The sequence below is a fragment of the Corynebacterium sp. genome, assembly GCF_030530965.1.
Classification (GTDB): Bacteria; Actinomycetota; Actinomycetes; order Mycobacteriales; family Mycobacteriaceae; genus Corynebacterium.
This window is the reverse complement of the sequence record NZ_JAUMTY010000011.1, coordinates 36,308-54,135: the sequence shown is the minus strand read 5'-3', so window position 1 is coordinate 54,135 and position 17,828 is coordinate 36,308. Positions and strand designations below refer to the sequence as shown.

The window sequence follows — 17,828 nt, the reverse complement described above, 5'->3', positions numbered from 1 at the left end:
AAGCATTGTGAGGTGTTGAGGTGACCGGTACTAATTGACCGAACTAAACAACAACAATCGTTTTGTGGCATGGTGCGAAAAGGGTTTTGTTGGTTGCTTGCGTCTGCTGTTTGGTGTCTTGTGCAGCACGCCCCCCGGTGTCGGGTTGTGTTGTCCTTTTTGGTTGTGTTGGTGGTTAGTGCGGTGGGGTCACGCCCGGTCCCTTTCCGAACCCGGAAGCTAAGCCTGCCTGCGCCGATGGTACTGCACCTGGGAGGGTGTGGGAGAGTAGGTCGCCGCCAACCGTAACGTAAAGAACTGAATACAGTGTTTGTGTGTGGTGCGAGCCTGAGCCTGTGGGGGGTGGGCCCGCACCACACACCTTTATGTATGAGCCCACCCGTAAAACGGGTGAAGCACTTAAGAAAATCGGGGGAATAGAGTTTTCTAGCCATTCAGGGCGTATTCAGTTCGCACAGACCCCAACGCGATTCCGTCCACCATCCGTTCCGCTGAAACTACTCTTTTAACCTCTGCTATTATCTTCTCGGTTAACTCATTGCTGTCATCGGTGCTCCAGCACATCAAACACAGTGATGACACGTGTTTTACAAAAATCTGTTAAGAAGTGAGCAGTACTATGAACGAATCCGAATCAAATAAACGCCACAGTGGGTCTGCTGCCAACCGAAAACACGGTTCGGGTGGATTTAGCGGCGGTAATCGCGGAAAGCGCTACGACAAGTCCGGCTCTAGCGACAGGAAACACCGGGGCAATAATCGCGACTTTAATAAAAAGAACTCCCACCGTGGCAACAATCGTAAGGCGAAGTACGCGTCAGGACGTTCGGGTCCGAAGAAGAGCGGTTACCGGGAAGAGCGGTCTAAGAAGCACCTCAATGAACCGTCACTCCCACCCGATATTTCTGAACGCGATTTAGATCCGACCGTCCGGCAGGACCTCCGCAGCCTTTCGAAACAGAATGCCGAGGTCGTGGCGAAACACATGGTAGCCAGTGCCTTAGCCATGGAAGAGGATCCCGAGCTCGCTCTTAAGCACGCTCGCGCAGCGAAAGACCGAGCAGGACGAGTGTCCATTGCCCGTGAGACCTGTGGCATCGCGGCTTACCATGCCGGCCAATGGAAAGAGGCTCTTTCCGAGCTCCGGGCGGCGCGTCGAATCTCCGGGGGACCGGGCCTGCTCGCCGTCATGGCCGACTGCGAACGCGGACTAGGACACCCCGAGAAAGCCATCTCCCTCGGTACATCGGACCAGGCGAAGCTCCTTGACTCAAACTCGGCTGAGGAACTCGCGATTGTCGTGGCTGGTGCCCGTCGAGACTTAGAGCAATACGACGCAGCCGTCGTCGGGCTTGAACAAGAGAATCTCGATGAGAAGCGGAAAGATGAGGAAGCTCCTCGGTTGTTCTACGCTTACGCCGATTCGCTAGCTGCTGCAGGGAGAACTGCAGAAGCGAAGGCGTGGTTCCAAAAGACAATCGATCATGATCCCGACGAGCTTCTTGACGCAAAAGAACGCTTAGCTGAGCTCAATTAAGATAAACACACCGTACGGTGTCGTTATGTACTGATCCCTACGGATGATATCCAGTAAGGAAGATTTGATGGCCGCCTCAAGCAATGACAGCGCTGGTATGTCTGACGAGCGTTTGATCGACCGCACCGACGCGTTACTCCTCGATCTCGACGGAACCGTGTACCACGGTGCACGACCAATCCCGGAAGCAGTATCGGCCCTTAACAAGGCTCACTCCCACGTCGGTTTGAAGTACATAACGAACAATGCTTCCCGCTCACCTAGCGCCGTTGCCGAGGCTCTGCAGGAGATGGGTATTCCTGCCTCTGAGAACGAAGTCTTAACCTCCGCGCAAGCTGGAGTAACGCTGCTGACCAGCAAAATTCCCGCAGGCTCGCGCGTCATCGTATTGGGATCAGACTCGCTCAAAGACCTCGTCAACGAAGCCGGGTTTAGCGTCGTCACGTCGGCCGACGATCAACCAGCTGCTGTGATCCAAGGCCACGCGACGACGACAGGCTGGCCGCAAATGTCAGAAGCTGCACTGGCAATTAATAACGGTGCGGTCTACGTGGCGACGAATATGGACACCACGTTGCCCACCGAGCGTGGATTGACCGTCGGAAATGGGTCGATGATTGCTGCGATTACCACGGCAACGGGAGTCACCCCTGATTCTGCCGGAAAACCAGCCGGTGACATGTTTACCCAGGCGGCCGAAGAACTCCATTCTGATCGCCCGTTGGCTGTGGGCGACCGCCTTAACACTGACATTGCCGGAGGCGTTGCGGCGGGAATCCCATCTTTGATGGTCATTACCGGGATATCAGGGCACAAAGACCTTCTGACTGCGGATCCTGCTGAGCGACCCACATATATCGCCGCCGATATGATGGCCTTGTTCGACCCGATTGATCGGTCGACACCTGGGCCGAAGCAAGGGTGGAAAGCAGAGCTGACGTCGGATGGCGTTCTGCAACTGTCGTCCGTTGACGGCGAGGCCTTCGAGGGCTCGTCCGAAGAATCCCCGGACGGTGCAGATTCGACCCAGCAAGCTCGCTTGTCTGATCGACGACGCCACGCCGCCTTGCTGACCGCGATTGCTGCAGCATGGGAAGACGGAGCTCCCGCCGTGACACAGGTGACAGCGACCGATTCGACTGCACAAAGCGTGATCGATACATGGCGATAACACCCGGCGACGTCGAACGTCTCAGGCAGCAACGTCTGGCTGAAGCGAATAAATCGCTCGAGGAATTAAACGCCGAATTATCAGCGCACATGTACGAAATCCTCGACGGAGACCCCTCTGAACTCTCTGCAGAAGCTGATCGCCTCGAGAAGGCTCATGATCTTCTTCATCAGGCCTTGGAGGATTCCCGTGACTAAGCAGCCTAGTCGACGTCGCCTCGACGCTGAGTTAGTAAACCGTAAAGTTGCGCGATCACGCGACCAGGCCGTTGAGATGATTCGCAGCGGCCGCGTCATGGTTAACGGATTCCAAGCCACCAAGCCAGCAACCCGAGTTGACCCGGGTATATCCATCAAAGTGGAGAAAAGCGTCGACGATAATTGGGCATCGCGTGGGGCTCACAAACTCCTTGGAGCGTGTGATGCTTTCGAACCCGAGGGCCTGTCATTCGAGGGACGTCGGGTATTAGACGCGGGAGCCTCAACAGGAGGTTTTACCGACGTTTGTCTCAAGCGCGGGGCTCGCGAAGTCGTCGCTGTCGACGTCGGCTATGGGCAACTAATCTGGCGCCTACAAAATGATGAACGGGTCCGAGTAGTAGACAGGACGAATGTACGTCACCTGACCCCGGAGCTGACAGGCGGGCCATGTGACCTGATGGTGGGGGACCTGTCGTTTATCTCTCTGAAATTGGTTCTCCCGGCGATCGTTGAGTGCATGGGTGGGGGAGCAGATCTCCTACCCATGGTGAAGCCACAGTTTGAGGTAGGGAAATACCGTTTAGAGCACGGCGGTGTGGTCCGCTCGGAAAGCCTGCGGACGAGCGCAACAGTGGACGTCGCCCGGTATGCTCAGAATCTTGGGCTGTCGCTTCGTGGTGTGGTCGCCTCGCCTCTGCCGGGGCCCAGCGGCAATGTGGAGTATTTTTTATGGCTTGTTAAGGATGGTGGGGTCCGGGCCATTGAACCCGGTAAACTTGAATCCATGGTGTCGGCAGCAGTGCAGGAAGGACCTCAATGACGGAGAAGAATCGGGAAATTCTGCTTGTTGCAAACACAGGGCGGGATTCAAACTTGGCAGCGGCGGCGGAAGCTGCTGAATATCTGAAGGACGCAGGGCTGACCGTATGGGTCCTCGCCAGTGAGTCGTCGGACCCCATTACGAAGCACCCGGTCCTCGGCACATTTCCGATTTTTCGATCAGGAGAAGTTGATACGGCGCGGATTGAGCTAGTACTCGTCCTCGGGGGCGACGGAACCTTCTTACGTGCCGCCGATATTGCTCATGCTGCCGATCTACCCGTCTTGGGGATCAACCTTGGCCACGTCGGTTTCTTGGCTGAATGGGAGCAAGAGTCCCTCCCCGAGGCGCTTCAGCTCGTCATCAATCACAGCTGGCGTGTGGAAGACCGTATGACGCTCTCGGTCAGTGTTCACGGTCCCGACGGGCGAAACCTCGGCCGTGGCTGGGCCCTTAACGAAGTGGCCGTGGAGAACGTGGATAGACAAGGCGTGCTCGATGCAGTGTTGGAAGTGGATCAACGCCCTGTGAGTTCCTTCGGATGTGACGGAGTGCTGGTCTCTACTCCCACCGGGTCCACCGCATATGCGTTCTCAGCCGGTGGTCCTGTTCTATGGCCATCGCTGGACGCCATCCTTGTTGTCCCGAACAACGCCCACGCATTGTTCGCAAGACCTCTGGTGGTGAGCCCCTTCTCCGAGGTCGCCATAGAAACAAACACATCAACGCAGTCGGCGACGGCGAACCTGGATGGGATCAGAAGAATCCCTATCCCGCCCGGATCCAGGGTGGAAGTCCGTCGTGGCGATCAACCAGTCAGGTGGGTCAGGCTAGACGCGGCACCTTTTACGGACCGTCTAGTGTCGAAGTTTCGCCTGCCTGTCTCCGGGTGGCGGGGGCCCAAAAAGTAACGCACGAGCCTCGGTCGCCAGAGCTGGGATACGATGCGGACGTCGAAAAAGCTTTCGGTCGGTAGGCACGTGTATGAAAGGGGAAACTAGTGCTCGTTGAACTCAGCATTGAGAACCTGGGAGTTTTGCCTAGCGCTACCGCATCATGGGCGCCCGGCCTTACTGTTCTCACTGGTGAGACCGGCGCAGGTAAAACCTTCTTACTGTCGGGCCTGAAACTCATTCAGGGTGCACGGGCTGATTCGTCGCGGGTCAGAGAAGGCCAGTCCCAAGCATTCGTCGAGGGCATCTTTGACTTTTCAGAGATCGACGAAGCTGACCGTGCTGCCATCACGGATGAAATTGAAAACGTCGGCGGGGATACCGAAAACAACGAAGTCGTCGTGTCCCGATCAGTCTCGTCGAAAGGTCGATCACGTGCCCACGTCGGCGGGCGGACCGTCACCGCAGGACGACTGGCAGCTGTGGTGGATAATTTGCTAGTTATCCATGGTCAAAATGATCAATTGCGTTTATTGTCGACGGATCAGCAGCGGGATGCCCTCGATTCGTTTGACCCCGAAATTGCGGCCATTAAGTCGCGCTACCAAGTGTTGAGGGACCAGTGGCGGTCAGTGACACGCGAACTCACGAGGCGCCAACAGCATCGTCGAGAAATGGCTCAGGAAGAAGATCGGCTCCGATTCGCCCTCGACGAGATCGAGGCCGTAAGTCCCACGCCGCATGAAGACGAGTTACTCGTCGACAAGGTTAAGCGACTGCAGGATGTTGATTCGCTCCGAGACTCCGCGGGGAGAGCTTTTCAGGCGTTAAGTTCCGACGATACCGAGGAAACGTCATCGGCTATCGACCTCCTGGGGGAAGCCCAATCAGCGTTGGCATCCAGCGGTGATTCGCAGCTGGTTCACCTGGGAACGCAAATTCACAACCTGCTTGAACAGGTAGGCGACATTTCATCCGACCTCAGCAGATATTTGGGCGGGCTCTCATCTGACCCTGGTGAACTCGATGCTGCACTTCAACGTCAAGCACAGTTAAATGAGTTGACGAGAAAATATGCCGCGAATATTGACGAGGTCCTGGAATGGCGTGATAACGCCTACAAGCGGTTGGAAAGCCTCGATACCTCCACCGAAACAATTGAAAAACTAGCCAAGGAAGCAGAAGAAGCAGGGACAAAGACCCGAGAGATCGCCGAAAAACTAACCGCTGCTCGCCGACGTGCCGCACGGAAACTCGAACAAGCGGTCACGGAAGAAATGAGGGGCTTGGCGATGCCGACGTCGTCGCTCGACATCGCAGTAACAACAAATACCGTCTTCCGAAAAAATGGGACCGATGAAGTCGAATTTCGGCTGCGATCTTATGACGGCGCCGAACCCCGTCCGCTGACACAGGCGGCTTCGGGCGGTGAACTATCCCGAATCATGCTCGCCCTTGAAGTTGTCCTCTCCGCTGAACGACGCGGCACAACGATCGTCTTCGACGAAGTTGACGCCGGCGTGGGAGGACGCGCCGGGGTGGAGATTGGTCGGCGTCTTATGCGGCTATCACGACAGTGCCAGGTGATTGTTGTTACTCACCTGCCACAGGTAGCGGCTTTCGCCGATCAACATCTCGTTGTCACGAAAAGTGTCGATGCCTCAGTGGCGGCGACGTCGGGCGTCAAAACCCTAGCGGAGAGCGAGCGCGTTGAAGAGCTTGCGCGAATGCTCGCCGGTTTGGACCACACCGATACTGGACGCGCACATGCCGAGGAATTGTTGGCCACCGCAGCCCGCGAACGCTCGCAGGCGTAAGAAGCGTCCGTAAGAAACGTCGGATTTATAGTCCTCGTACCAGCAGATATCTGACCGAGATGACTCTTTAGTCGGCGCGCCTCTGTGCATAACGGTTGGTAATCAGGAATGATGGCTCCCATGAAACTGTTCTCTCGGTCGCAGTCGGATCTGCCGGGGCTCAACGCCACGGTTCGAGATATCGCTCACTCCTCAAAAGAGCTGCGTAAGCTTGCTGAAGGCGATATTGCCATCATTGATGGGCCCGAAATCCCTCGAGGCCTGGCCCAGCGCCTTATTGACATGCATGTTTCCGCAGTCGCGACAGAGGTAGAGACAGAGCAGGGGAGTATCCCTCGCTTCGGTCCCCAGATGCTTATCGACGCGGGCGTTGTTTTTATCGACGGTATCGGCTCTGATGGGCGGCAGGCTCTTCAATCTGGGAAGAAATATCGCCTCGACGAAGGCACTTTCTACCGAGGAGATGACGAAGTCGCTCGAGGTAAGGAAATTACCCTCGACCGGGCCGTAGCAGTCTTTGAGGATTCGCGTGAACAGCTCGCGGATCACATGGAAGCGTTATCCGGCAACGTGACAGAATTCGTGCGTTCCGAATCGCCGCTTTTCATCGACGGTTTAGGAATCCCAGATGTTGATGTCCCCATCCAAGACCGCAAAGTTATCGTCGTCAGCCCGTCTGCCGACGTCGAGTCGCAGCTTAAAGACTTGCGCTCGTTTATTCGCGAATACGATCCGCTGCTTATCGGTGTGGAAAATGCAGCTGACGTCCTGGTGGACAAGGGATACAAGCCGTCGATCATCGTGGGCGATCCTGAGCTCATTAACGACCGCGCGTTACGCTCCGGGGCAACGGTGATTTTGCCCGCCGATCCTGATGGGCACGCTGCAGGCTTGGAGCGAATCCAGGACCTGGGCATCGGCGCGATGACCTTCCCAGCGGCCACCGACTCAGCCACGGATTTGGCATTGCTCATCGCTAGCTATCATGGCGCGTCACTCGTCGTTAATTGTGGTTCACCCTTTGATATTGAGACGTTGTTTGATGAGAATCAGCGGGATGCTGCTCCGTCAGCGTTGCTGACTCGTGCGCGAGTCGGTACCCGGTTGGTCGATGCCTCCGCCGTGAATGAGCTTTATCTGGTGCGGTCGTCGGGCTTGGGATGGGTGTGGGCAGTCATTGCCATTATTATCGCGCTGGTCACCATTATTCTTATTTCGGGGTTGTCAGGTGATGATTCATTTATCAACAACCTGATAGATACGTGGAACAGTTTCGCGATTAGTGTTCAGAATCTGTTCAAGTAAGGCAGTTTTACAGCCATAGGAGCACAGTTTGTCTCACAATCGATCAGGCATTGCAGTTGCCGGCGCGGCGTGCGGAATTGCGCTCGGAACCGTCTTCGGCGTGTATGTTTTAGGCCCACACTCGGGCGCGAGCAGCCACATCACCCGGCACAATGTTGATACCGAGCGCAAGGTCGACTCAGTCACCGCGGAACGTAACCAGGCTAATAAGAGTGTTCAGGCGGCCGACCAACTCGGGGTGACGCTTGCACCGGATGCGGTCAAAGGGCGGTTGCAGGATAAGGCTGTGCTGATCATCACCACGCCTGACGTCAACAAAGATGATGTGAAGGCTGTTAATGGCCTCATTGAACCTGCAGGTGCCCACGTCGCTGGCACTATTGGGCTGAAAGACAAATTTGTTTCTCGCGACGGCGGTGATGACCTCAAGTCCATTGCCGCGACGACGCTACCGGCAGGTGTCCAACTGTCCGAGAGAAATTCGTCACCCGGCTGGCATATCGGGCAACTGATGGGCGGCGCCTTCTTGAAGAAGAGTGAAGGCGGAGATAATGCTCAAGAGCAATCGACCGGCCCGGAGAGAAAAATAGTCAGGGATTCACTAACTCAGGGAGATTTCCTGACTGCCGACGGCCTGGATGAACCGGCCGATGTGGCTATTCTCATCACCGGAGGTTCTGACGGCAAAAAGGGAAACAATGATTATGTAGCAGGCTTCCTTCGTGATTTCACTGAAGGCCTTGGCCACAACGGGTCTGGTGTTGTTGCTGCGTCCCGTCCCGGCGCGGCCGAAGACAACGGGGTTATTGCTCGACTTCGTGATTCCCACGATGGGCAAGAGAACTCCCAAGCCAAAATCTCCACCGTCGATGACATTAACCATGTCACGGGGCAGGTCAGTGCAATTCGTGCCTCAGCTGACGTCATCACAGGGAAAACTGGCTCTTACGGAATTATGGACGGTGCAACGGCGGCCGTTGCCCAGTAAGGCCTCTTCTTGGCCTGGGTTCCCGCTGCTGTGGTTGGTTGTGTACCGCAAAATGACGACGGTGAAAGTGACGATGGTGAAAGTTTCGTGTTAGGCTGAAGTCCCGAGGGATTGTGGATATCTACCGATAATTGCCACTTTGACCGATGGATTTTCCGTTAACCGGCGAGCTCTACGAAGCCAGTTGCGGTTGTCCTGCATTGATCACCGTCCATCATCGATCCTCGGGAGAGCATAGTGTCGCAATCGCGCGCCGAGCATGTCACCAAATTTGTATTCGTCACCGGCGGTGTTGCCTCATCGCTGGGTAAAGGATTGACAGCATCCTCATTAGGTCAACTGCTGACGGCACGTGGCCTGAAAGTCACCATGCAGAAGCTTGATCCCTATTTGAATGTGGATCCGGGGACAATGAACCCGTTCCAGCATGGGGAAGTGTTTGTGACCGACGATGGTGCGGAAACCGACCTTGATCTGGGGCACTACGAGCGTTTCTTAAACCGCAACTTGTCGGGGAACGCGAATGTGACCACGGGGCAGGTTTATTCTGAGGTCATTGCCAAGGAGCGCCGCGGAGAATACCTCGGGGATACCGTGCAGGTTATTCCCCACATTACGGATGAAATCAAGCATCGCATTTTGACGATGGATCGTCCGGATGAAAATGGTGTTCGCCCCGATATCGTTATTACGGAGATCGGCGGAACTGTCGGTGATATCGAATCCCAGCCATTCCTTGAAGCTGCACGTCAGACACGGCATGACGTGGGACGAGAGAACATTTTCTTCATCCATGTCTCCCTTGTTCCGTATCTTGCTCCGTCAGGCGAGTTGAAGACCAAGCCGACTCAGCATTCAGTGGCCGCCTTGCGATCGATCGGTATCGTTCCAGACGCACTGGTCCTCCGGTGTGATCGTGAAGTTCCGGAGCCACTCAAGGCAAAGATCGCTTTGATGTGCGACGTTGATCAGGAAGGTGTTATTTCCTGTCCCGACGCCGATTCCATCTACGAAATTCCTAAAGTTTTGCACCGCGAGCACCTGGATGCGTTCCTCATTCGTCGGCTGGATTTGCCGTTCCGCGATGTTGACTGGGAAGAGTGGGACTCGTTGCTTCGGAAAGTCCACGAGCCGGAGCATGAGTTGACCGTGGCTCTGGTGGGCAAGTACATCGATCTTCCCGACGCGTATCTCAGCGTGACAGAAGCTATCCGCGCAGGTGGATTTGCTAATAATGCTCGTGCCCGCGTGAAGTGGGTCCCCTCGGATTTGTGCCAGACCGAGGAGGGTGCAGAAAAAGAGCTTGGAAACGTGGACGCCATCGTCGTTCCGGGTGGCTTCGGCATTCGTGGAATTGAAGGCAAGATCGGCGCGGTCCGCTACGCACGGACGCATCGCGTTCCGTTCTTGGGTCTGTGCTTGGGCCTGCAATGCATGGTGATTGAGGCTGCGCGCGCCGCGGGAATTACCGACGCGTCCTCAACCGAGTTTGACCCCCAGACGACGGAACCCGTGGTCTCGACGATGGCCGAGCAGATTGCTGCTGTCTCCGGAGAAGCGGATCTTGGTGGGACCATGCGTTTGGGTGCTTATCCTGCTGTGTTGGACAAGGGTTCGGTGGTGGCTGAGGCCTACCAGACGCTAGAGGTCTCGGAGCGTCACCGTCACCGCTATGAGGTCAACAATGCGTACCGTCAACGGATTACCGATGGCGTTGGACTGAAGTTCTCTGGTACTTCTCCTGATGGAAAACTTGTTGAGTTTATTGAGTATCCGGACCACCCGTACATGGTTGCGACGCAGGCTCACCCGGAATATAAGTCTCGCCCGACAAAAGCTCACCCATTATTCGCTGCCCTGGTTAAAGCTGGGTTGAAGCACAAGAATGATGAGGAAAAGTAGTTACGGTAAGTGAGGAGGACTAGCCACGAATCCGTCAGACAACACACCTGATACCGGCTCATTAGATGAGGGCGCGAACCCGTCGGCTCAGAGCCGCCCGGGGTCGTACGACTTCACGGTAGAGAAATCTACGTATTTGCTCGACAAACCGATTATTGCGGTTCGGCAGGATACTGTCTCCATGCCGGGTGGATCATCTGCACGACGTGAAATCGTCGAGCACTTTGGTGCCGTCGCTGTGGTGGCTTTCGACGGGAAACGCGTGAAGCTGATCCACCAATATCGGCATAGCGTGGGTCGACGGCTATGGGAATTGCCTGCCGGACTCTTGGACGCTGCAGGTGAAGACCCCCTTCAGGCTGCGTCCCGTGAACTGCAGGAAGAAGTGGGCCTCGCCGCTGAGCGTTGGGACCTGTTGTCGGATCTTGTGTCGTCGCCTGGATTCTGTGAAGAGGCCGTTCGCGTATATCTTGCGCGGGATCTTAGCGACGTTGATCGTCCAGAATCGGATGATGAAGAGGCTGATTTGACGTCGACGTGGGTGGATCTGGACACTGCCGTTTCTCAGATCATGGATGGGACGATTTGCAATGCTATCGCGACATCCGGGATCTTGATGGCTGCGCAGGTGATACGAAACGATGTTTCCCCACGTAGTGTCGACGAACCCTATACTTTGCGCCCGTATCGATTGGCTGAGCGCCGCGAAACACAGTTGCGTGAAGCAGGGAAATCGACTGCAGATCTCAAGGTGACGGTGACAGATAAACTACCTGGAGAAACCCACCATGAGTGAGCGCGTCACACGCGTGTAGTTGAGTTCTCTGCGCACAACGAAGTGTGAGGTTATGTCTTCTACGTCGACTCCAGGGCCGCTGACCCCGCCTGCGGATGAGCCTCGCGAGGGGCAGCACTCGGGAGCGGACGCGTCCCACATGGTGGCTGCTTATATCGATCACCTTGCCGTGGAAAAGAACGCGAGCCCGAATACGTTGTCGAATTACCAACGTGATTTGAATAAATATGTCGCGTGGCTGGATCAGCATAATCTCAGCATCGATAGCGTCGATGAGCCCGATATCGAGCAATTTATTGCGGATTTACGACGAGGGGACTCGACGTTGGGGTGGTCGCCTCTGGCGGCGTCGTCTGCTGCGCGTGCAACCGTCGCCGTTCGTTCTCTGCATCGGTTTTCCCACGAGGAAGGGCAACTAGCTCGGGACGTCACTGCAGGAGTGACTGTTCCGCGTTCCGGTCAATCGTTGCCTCATGCTCTGACTGTGGAACAGGTCAATCGGCTCATTGAGTCGTGCCCGGTGAATGAGTCGAGTAGCCCGATTGCTCTTCGCGACCGTGCCGTTATTGAACTTCTGTATGGCACGGGAATGCGAATTAGCGAGGCCCTTAATCTCGACATCGATTCAATTGATCGAAATCACGCGTTTGTGCGTGTCGTGGGAAAGGGGAGGAAGGAACGACTCGTTCCGATCGGTGCGCCGGCGCTTCACGCTATTGATGCGTGGCTAGTCCGTGGTCGCCCCTCGATGGTCAAGCGGAGCGATAAAGCGTTATTTCTGAATGCTCGGGGTAACCGTTTGGGCCGGCAATCGGTATGGAAGTTTCTCCACGCGGCAGCGGAACGTTGTGGGCTCGGCGATTCGGTAGGACCTCACACGTTGCGACACTCGTATGCGACTCATCTTCTTCAAGGTGGCGCGGATATTAGGGCGGTTCAGGAGCTCTTGGGGCACGCAAGCGTGACGACGACGCAGATTTACACCGCCGTGTCTATTGATAATCTTCGGGAAGTGTATGCGACGTCGCATCCTCGGGCATAAGTCGGCTGTGGAATAGTCTCGACCTTGACTCTATGTATGTTCGTCGTCGTCGGCCCGGTTTTCGGCATAATGCCACGTTAAGTTCTCAATACGAACTTGAACTATGTCAAGTTTTAATCCTTGACATCTGCGCCATAGCCCCTTCGTATTGTAGAGTAATAGTCGAATTACATCGATGGTTTTCATCGTTGCTGCACTGTACGCATGGTGGCCGAATGCATCGCATTGCTCGAGACAATGATCTGCGTGCGTGTATCGACGACAAGTTCCGGAGGAAGGATTGACTGTGGTTGCATCGTCTCCACATGAGTCGGATAAGGGTGATGGTCTTTTCGACGACCCGACGCCCGAGCTGGGGCTGACTGGTCGCCCACGCCGACAGATTCCGGAGCCGCCTCAGCTCGATCGCCATGGGCCAGCAACGATCGTCTCGATGTGTAACCAGAAGGGTGGCGTCGGCAAGACGACGTCGACCATTAACTTGGGAGCGGCTTTAGCTGAATATGGGCGACGGGTCCTCCTCGTTGATCTCGACCCTCAGGGGGCACTGTCAGCTGGCCTGGGCATTCCGCATGATGAATTAGATCTCACGGTATTTAACTTGTTGGTGGATCCGTCGACGTCGATTCTTGAGACCATCCACCGAACCGCTGTCTCGGGTTTGGATTTGGTCCCTGCCAATATTGACTTATCCGCAGCGGAAATTCAGTTAGTTAATGAAGTGGGGCGTGAGCAGTGCCTGGGCCGGGCTCTTCGGCCGGTGATGGGCGAATACGATTACATCATTATTGATTGCCAGCCGTCACTTGGTCTGCTCACCGTGAATGCCTTGGCATGCTCGCAGGGAGTCATTATCCCGATGGAATGTGAGTATTTCTCTTTGCGTGGCCTTGCTCTCTTGACCGATACCGTTGATAAGGTTCGCGATCGACTGAACTTTAACCTGGAAATTATCGGAATACTGGTCACGATGTTTGATCGACGAACTCTTCACGCGCGGGAAGTGATGGAGCGCGTGATTGAGGTCTTTGGAGACCAAGTATTCGATTCCGTTATTACGCGGACCGTCAGATTCCCCGAGACGTCAGTAGCAGGAGAACCTATTACGACCTGGGCGCCGACGTCGGAAGCCGCGGAACAATACCGGGGCGTGGCCAGTGAAATGGTGGAGCGTCTGAGTAAGTGACCGACTCGGATGCTGCGATGCCCTCTAATGGCGAGGGCGTCCAAGAGGAAATCACAGGGTTCCGTGTGGCTCTCGCGAATTTTACGGGCCCGTTTGATCTTCTCCTTCAACTCATTCACAGTCACAAAATGGACGTGACCGAGGTTGCTCTTGCGCAGGTCACGGATGAATTTGTCAGCTATACGCGAAGCCTGAGCAAAACTGAGGACCTCGATGAGATCACGGAGTTCCTCGTTATTGCGGCGAGCTTATTGGATTTGAAGACGGCGCGTCTGTTGCCTCGGGGTGAGGTCGATAGCGAGGAAGATCTGGCGCTCTTAGAAACCCAAGATCTGCTGTTTGCTCGATTGCTTCAATATCGCGCTTATAAGGAGATCGCCGACGAGTTGCGCGTGCGGCACGCACATGCTGCCCGACGCTATCCGCGCGCGGTTGGCATGGAAGAAAAATTCGCGTCTCTGTTGCCACCGGTCCGGATTGATCACACCCCGCAATCGTTTGCGGAGATGGCGGCAGCCGTGTTCCGCCCCCGCCCACCTGAGACGGTGAATACCTCCCATGTTCACTCTGTGGCCGTGTCTGTCCCGGAGCAAGCCGGGCGCATCCTCTCCATGCTGCATTCCGTCGGTGCGTATTCGTGGTGCTCATTTGAGCAATTGACCTCCGACTGCACAGTATCGATGCAAGTCGTCGGCAGGTTCTTAGCATTGTTAGAGTTATTTAAAGCTCATGCCACTGACATCGACCAAGATGAGCCTTTGGGAGAAATGTTAGTGGCGTGGACGGGCCTTGAGGTTGATCCAGCAGTCGTTGCGGCCGCGAACTGGGAGTAGTTTCCGGTCGCGAGACTAGGGGTCAGTACCTCACACACGAGGATTGGCAGACACGAGGATCGGCGAAGTGACAGATACCACCACGAACCCGAATAATTTACCGAAGATCTCTGCGCTTCGTGCGGCAGTGGAGTCGGTGATGCTGGTGTTGGACGATCCTGCCCCTATTTCCGACATTTCCCGCGCGGTGGGTGCGTCGGAGGAAGACACGCGCGCAGTCATCGAAGAGTGGAGAGACGAACTCGATCAACGGGGCAGTGGCATTGAACTGCGCCACGTCGGCGATGGGTGGAGGCTCTACACCCGGGCTGAGCACGCGCCCGCCGTCGAGGCATTTTTGCTGGATGGAGCACAAACGAAGTTGTCGCGAGCGGCACTGGAAACCCTCGCGGTGGTGGCTTATCGCCAGCCGGTCACCCGCTCCCAAGTCGCCGCTGTCCGCGGGGTTAACTGTGACGGGGTCATGCGAACCTTGGCGCTGCGTGGTTTGGTGAAGGAAGTGGGGGAGGAGCAGACGTCGGGGGCCCATTTATATGCCACAACTGAGTTGTTCTTAGAGACGATGGGCTTGTCGGATGTCTCTGAGCTGCCAGACTTGGCGCCTTTGCTACCTGATGTGGAAGCGATTGATGAGGCCATCGCAGATTACTGAACACTGTTCAGTAGGGTGGCAAGTATGGAGGATCTTGCACGTTTCGACCAAGAACATATTTGGCATCCATACGGCCCGATGCCAGCAGCAGTACCTTCCATCCCCGTGACGTCCGCGGAAGGAGTTACGCTGCATCTTGACGATGGTCGAAACATCATTGACGGGATGAGTTCCTGGTGGGCTGTAGCACACGGACACCGCCACCCCCACTTGGTTGAGGCCGCGCACAGGCAAATTAATCAGATGCCGCATGTGATGTTTGGGGGACTGACTCACAAACCGGCGGTGGATTTAGCCGAGTGGCTGGTAGATATCACGCCAGAGGGTCTTGACCTGGTTTTTTATTCTGATTCGGGGTCGGTCTCTGTTGAGGTCGCCATCAAGATGGCCCTCCAATATCAGATGGGGAATGGCCATCCAGAGCGCAACCGGCTCGTGACGTGGCGACGCGGGTATCACGGCGATACTCAGGGGCCAATGAGTGTGTGTGACCCCGAGGGCGGCATGCACTCTCTATGGCGAGGCACCTTGGTGGAACAAGTTTTCGCCCCCGAACCCCCAGCTGATCCGCTCTGCGACGTGGGCCATTCTGACGGTGACGACGGTTCCGGTGGTGCGCGCCTTAGCGACGATGAGCTCGAGTCTTATCTACGTGAATTCGAGACATATATCGACGACACCATCGCGGGAGTGATTATCGAGCCTGTCGTGCAGGGGGCCGGCGGCATGCGATTCCACGACCCACGATTGGTCGCTGGCCTTCGCCGCGTGTGCGATGACCACGACATCCTCCTCATTGCCGACGAGATCGCCACAGGTTTCGGACGCACGGGAAGTCTCTTTACCTGCGAGGCGGCTACGATCACCCCAGACATTATGTGCGTCGGCAAAGCCCTGACCGGGGGAATGATGAGTTTTGCCGCCACGCTGACCACTCGGCGCGTAGGCGAGGTGATTTCGATGCCCGAGGGCGGCGGAGCCTTAATGCACGGGCCGACTTTCATGGGCAACCCACTGGCGTGCTCGGTGGCTCGTGCTGCGGGCGACCTCATTGATGACGGCTACTGGCGATCGACAGTTCCGCGCATTGAACAGGACTTACGCCGCGGTTTGGCTCCACTTGCCGACGCCGAACAGGTGTCCTCGGTGCGTGTCCTGGGCGCTATCGGCGTCGTCGAACTAGCTCACCCTGTCGATATGAAGGTCGCGACGAAGGTAGCCGTGGAGTCGGGAGTGTGGCTTCGGCCTTTCGGAAAACTGGTTTATAGCATGCCGCCGTTTATATCGACCAGCAGCGATATCGAAAAAATCTGTGCGGCGATGCGGAACGTTGTCGCTGCGTCGGCCTAAGTGACCGGAGTCATCACAGAGGTGTTCGGTCAGGATTATTCACTGACCTAATGAGAGGAGATTAACAATGAGCATTGTCATCATGACGGGAACAGGGACAGATGTCGGCAAGACAGTCGCTACTGGAGCGGTTGCCTGCGTCCTTCAGAAAAGGGGATATGAGCCCTTCATCGTGAAGCCAGCGCAGACTGGTGAACCCGAAGGCGAAGGCGACGCTCCCCGCATCACCGCCTTGACCGGTATTGATAAAGCGGAGACGCTGTACCGGTTCCCCGAACCGCTCGCCCCAGCGACGTCAGCGCGCCGGGCGAATATGCCATACCCCGAGCTCACAACCGTTGCCGAAGAGATCAAGTCTTTCGATAAGCCTGGCCGCGTTGTTCTTGTCGAGGGCGCTGGCGGGCTCCTTGTGCGTATTGGTCAGGACTGGACTATTGCCGATCTGGCTCGAGAACTGGGTGCCCCGATTATTGTTGTGTGCTCAACAGGCCTCGGAAGTTTGAATGAGGCTGAATTGACGGTGGAAGCTGCCACACGCCGGGGCCTGACCGTTCTTGGTTTAATAGGTGGGTCCATTCCGGACTCCCCAGATTTGGCGACGCGGTGCAATAAGGAAGACTTGCCGGTGGTTACCGGGACCGATGTCTTGGGCTACATACCCGAGGGAGCTGGCGAGTGGCCTCAGCAGCGGTTCGTGCAGGAGGCGCCCGACTTTTTCGTACCAGATGTTGTCGGTCGGGTCACTCGTGAGAGCGATTAACTGCTATAGGCTGAATGGTGGCGTGACCGCGTTCGTCGGCCGGTGAGTCTGCACCTGGCAGATGTGCTGCCAGGCGATTGCGTCGCCACGCTCGTCAAGATAATGACACGAGTAAAGAACGTGATAGACTCACCGGTCACCATATGTTTTGCGTGGACGCCCGCTTATTTTTGATGCTATGAACCGGCGCCACGTTATCTCCTGTTTTTCAAAAGTGTAAATAACGCATAAATACGGAAAGGTCCACATCGTGGCTTCTACCGCTCGCCGTGACGGCACACCGGAATACGTACCCAAGGCCAAGCCCGCCCGCCATCAACACGTCAAGGGCACATCACCCGCCCATCATTCAGGTGAGGGCATTCGCCTGCAAAAGGTCTTGGCCGCTGCTGGCGTCGCCTCGCGGAGGATGTCAGAAAAGCTCATCGACGAGGGGCGCGTCGAGGTCAACGGGGACATCGTGACCCGTCAGGGCGTCCGCGTGGATCCCGATCATGACGTAATTCGCGTCGATGGCAGCAGAGTCGTCGTCGACGAATCGATGCAGTACTTCGCGTTGAACAAACCACGCGGTGT

The 17,828-nt window shown here is 56.2% G+C and carries 17 protein-coding genes and 1 rRNA gene; all 18 read left to right on the top strand.

Translation table 11 applies throughout. The features are described from left to right. Positions 1–167: 167 nt before the first annotated feature. A 5S ribosomal RNA gene (gene rrf / locus Q3981_RS03820) occupies positions 168–284 on the top strand. Positions 285–619: 335 nt separating this feature from the next. Then, a complete protein-coding gene (locus Q3981_RS03815; protein ID WP_303124070.1) occupies positions 620–1,537 on the top strand; it encodes a tetratricopeptide repeat protein in 918 nt (305 codons plus the stop codon). A gap of 67 nt (positions 1,538–1,604) precedes the next feature. Beyond that, complete coding sequence (locus tag Q3981_RS03810) at positions 1,605–2,708, top strand: HAD-IIA family hydrolase (protein ID WP_303124068.1); 1,104 nt, start codon at positions 1,605–1,607, stop codon at positions 2,706–2,708. Beyond that, positions 2,699–2,905, top strand: a complete 207-nt coding sequence (locus Q3981_RS03805; protein ID WP_303124066.1) for a hypothetical protein — start codon at positions 2,699–2,701, stop codon at positions 2,903–2,905. Before Q3981_RS03810 ends, Q3981_RS03805 begins: the two co-directional genes overlap by 10 nt. Further along, on the top strand, positions 2,865–3,728 hold the full coding sequence (locus tag Q3981_RS03800; protein ID WP_303124064.1) for a TlyA family RNA methyltransferase: 864 nt from the start codon (positions 2,865–2,867) through the stop codon (positions 3,726–3,728). The genes Q3981_RS03805 and Q3981_RS03800 overlap by 41 nt, the downstream gene beginning before the upstream one ends. Then, positions 3,725–4,639: an NAD kinase gene (locus Q3981_RS03795; RefSeq protein WP_012731492.1), complete on the top strand. Its 915-nt coding sequence runs from the start codon at positions 3,725–3,727 to the stop codon at positions 4,637–4,639. Before Q3981_RS03800 ends, Q3981_RS03795 begins: the two co-directional genes overlap by 4 nt. 89 nt (positions 4,640–4,728) lie before the next feature. Continuing rightward, positions 4,729–6,438, top strand: coding sequence for a DNA repair protein RecN (gene recN, locus Q3981_RS03790; RefSeq protein ID WP_303124061.1), 1,710 nt, complete (start codon positions 4,729–4,731; stop codon positions 6,436–6,438). 111 nt (positions 6,439–6,549) lie between these two features. After that, entirely contained in the window at positions 6,550–7,743 is a 1,194-nt protein-coding gene (gene steA, locus Q3981_RS03785) for a putative cytokinetic ring protein SteA (RefSeq protein WP_303124059.1), read from the top strand. A 28-nt stretch (positions 7,744–7,771) separates the two neighbouring features. Next, a complete protein-coding gene (locus Q3981_RS03780; RefSeq protein WP_303124056.1) occupies positions 7,772–8,731 on the top strand; it encodes a copper transporter in 960 nt (319 codons plus the stop codon). 237 nt (positions 8,732–8,968) lie between these two features. Beyond that, on the top strand, positions 8,969–10,633 hold the full coding sequence (locus Q3981_RS03775; RefSeq protein ID WP_303124054.1) for a CTP synthase: 1,665 nt from the start codon (positions 8,969–8,971) through the stop codon (positions 10,631–10,633). A 136-nt stretch (positions 10,634–10,769) separates the two neighbouring features. After that, positions 10,770–11,429: an NUDIX hydrolase gene (locus Q3981_RS03770; protein ID WP_303124052.1), complete on the top strand. Its 660-nt coding sequence runs from the start codon at positions 10,770–10,772 to the stop codon at positions 11,427–11,429. 139 nt (positions 11,430–11,568) lie between these two features. After that, positions 11,569–12,471, top strand: a complete 903-nt coding sequence (gene xerD, locus Q3981_RS03765; protein ID WP_303124080.1) for a site-specific tyrosine recombinase XerD — start codon at positions 11,569–11,571, stop codon at positions 12,469–12,471. A 286-nt stretch (positions 12,472–12,757) separates the two neighbouring features. Continuing rightward, positions 12,758–13,657: a ParA family protein gene (locus Q3981_RS03760; RefSeq protein ID WP_204088408.1), complete on the top strand. Its 900-nt coding sequence runs from the start codon at positions 12,758–12,760 to the stop codon at positions 13,655–13,657. A gap of 17 nt (positions 13,658–13,674) precedes the next feature. After that, complete coding sequence (locus Q3981_RS03755; protein WP_303124077.1) at positions 13,675–14,490, top strand: ScpA family protein; 816 nt, start codon at positions 13,675–13,677, stop codon at positions 14,488–14,490. A gap of 67 nt (positions 14,491–14,557) precedes the next feature. After that, positions 14,558–15,142: an SMC-Scp complex subunit ScpB gene (gene scpB / locus Q3981_RS03750; RefSeq protein ID WP_303124048.1), complete on the top strand. Its 585-nt coding sequence runs from the start codon at positions 14,558–14,560 to the stop codon at positions 15,140–15,142. Between the two features lie 24 nt (positions 15,143–15,166). Further along, entirely contained in the window at positions 15,167–16,492 is a 1,326-nt protein-coding gene (locus Q3981_RS03745) for an adenosylmethionine--8-amino-7-oxononanoate transaminase (protein WP_303124046.1), read from the top strand. Between the two features lie 67 nt (positions 16,493–16,559). Then, positions 16,560–17,252, top strand: a complete 693-nt coding sequence (gene bioD / locus Q3981_RS03740) for a dethiobiotin synthase (protein WP_303124040.1) — start codon at positions 16,560–16,562, stop codon at positions 17,250–17,252. Positions 17,253–17,502: 250 nt separating this feature from the next. Continuing rightward, positions 17,503–17,828: S4 domain-containing protein (locus tag Q3981_RS03735; protein WP_303124038.1), on the top strand; the 326-nt coding region annotated here is incomplete at its 3' end.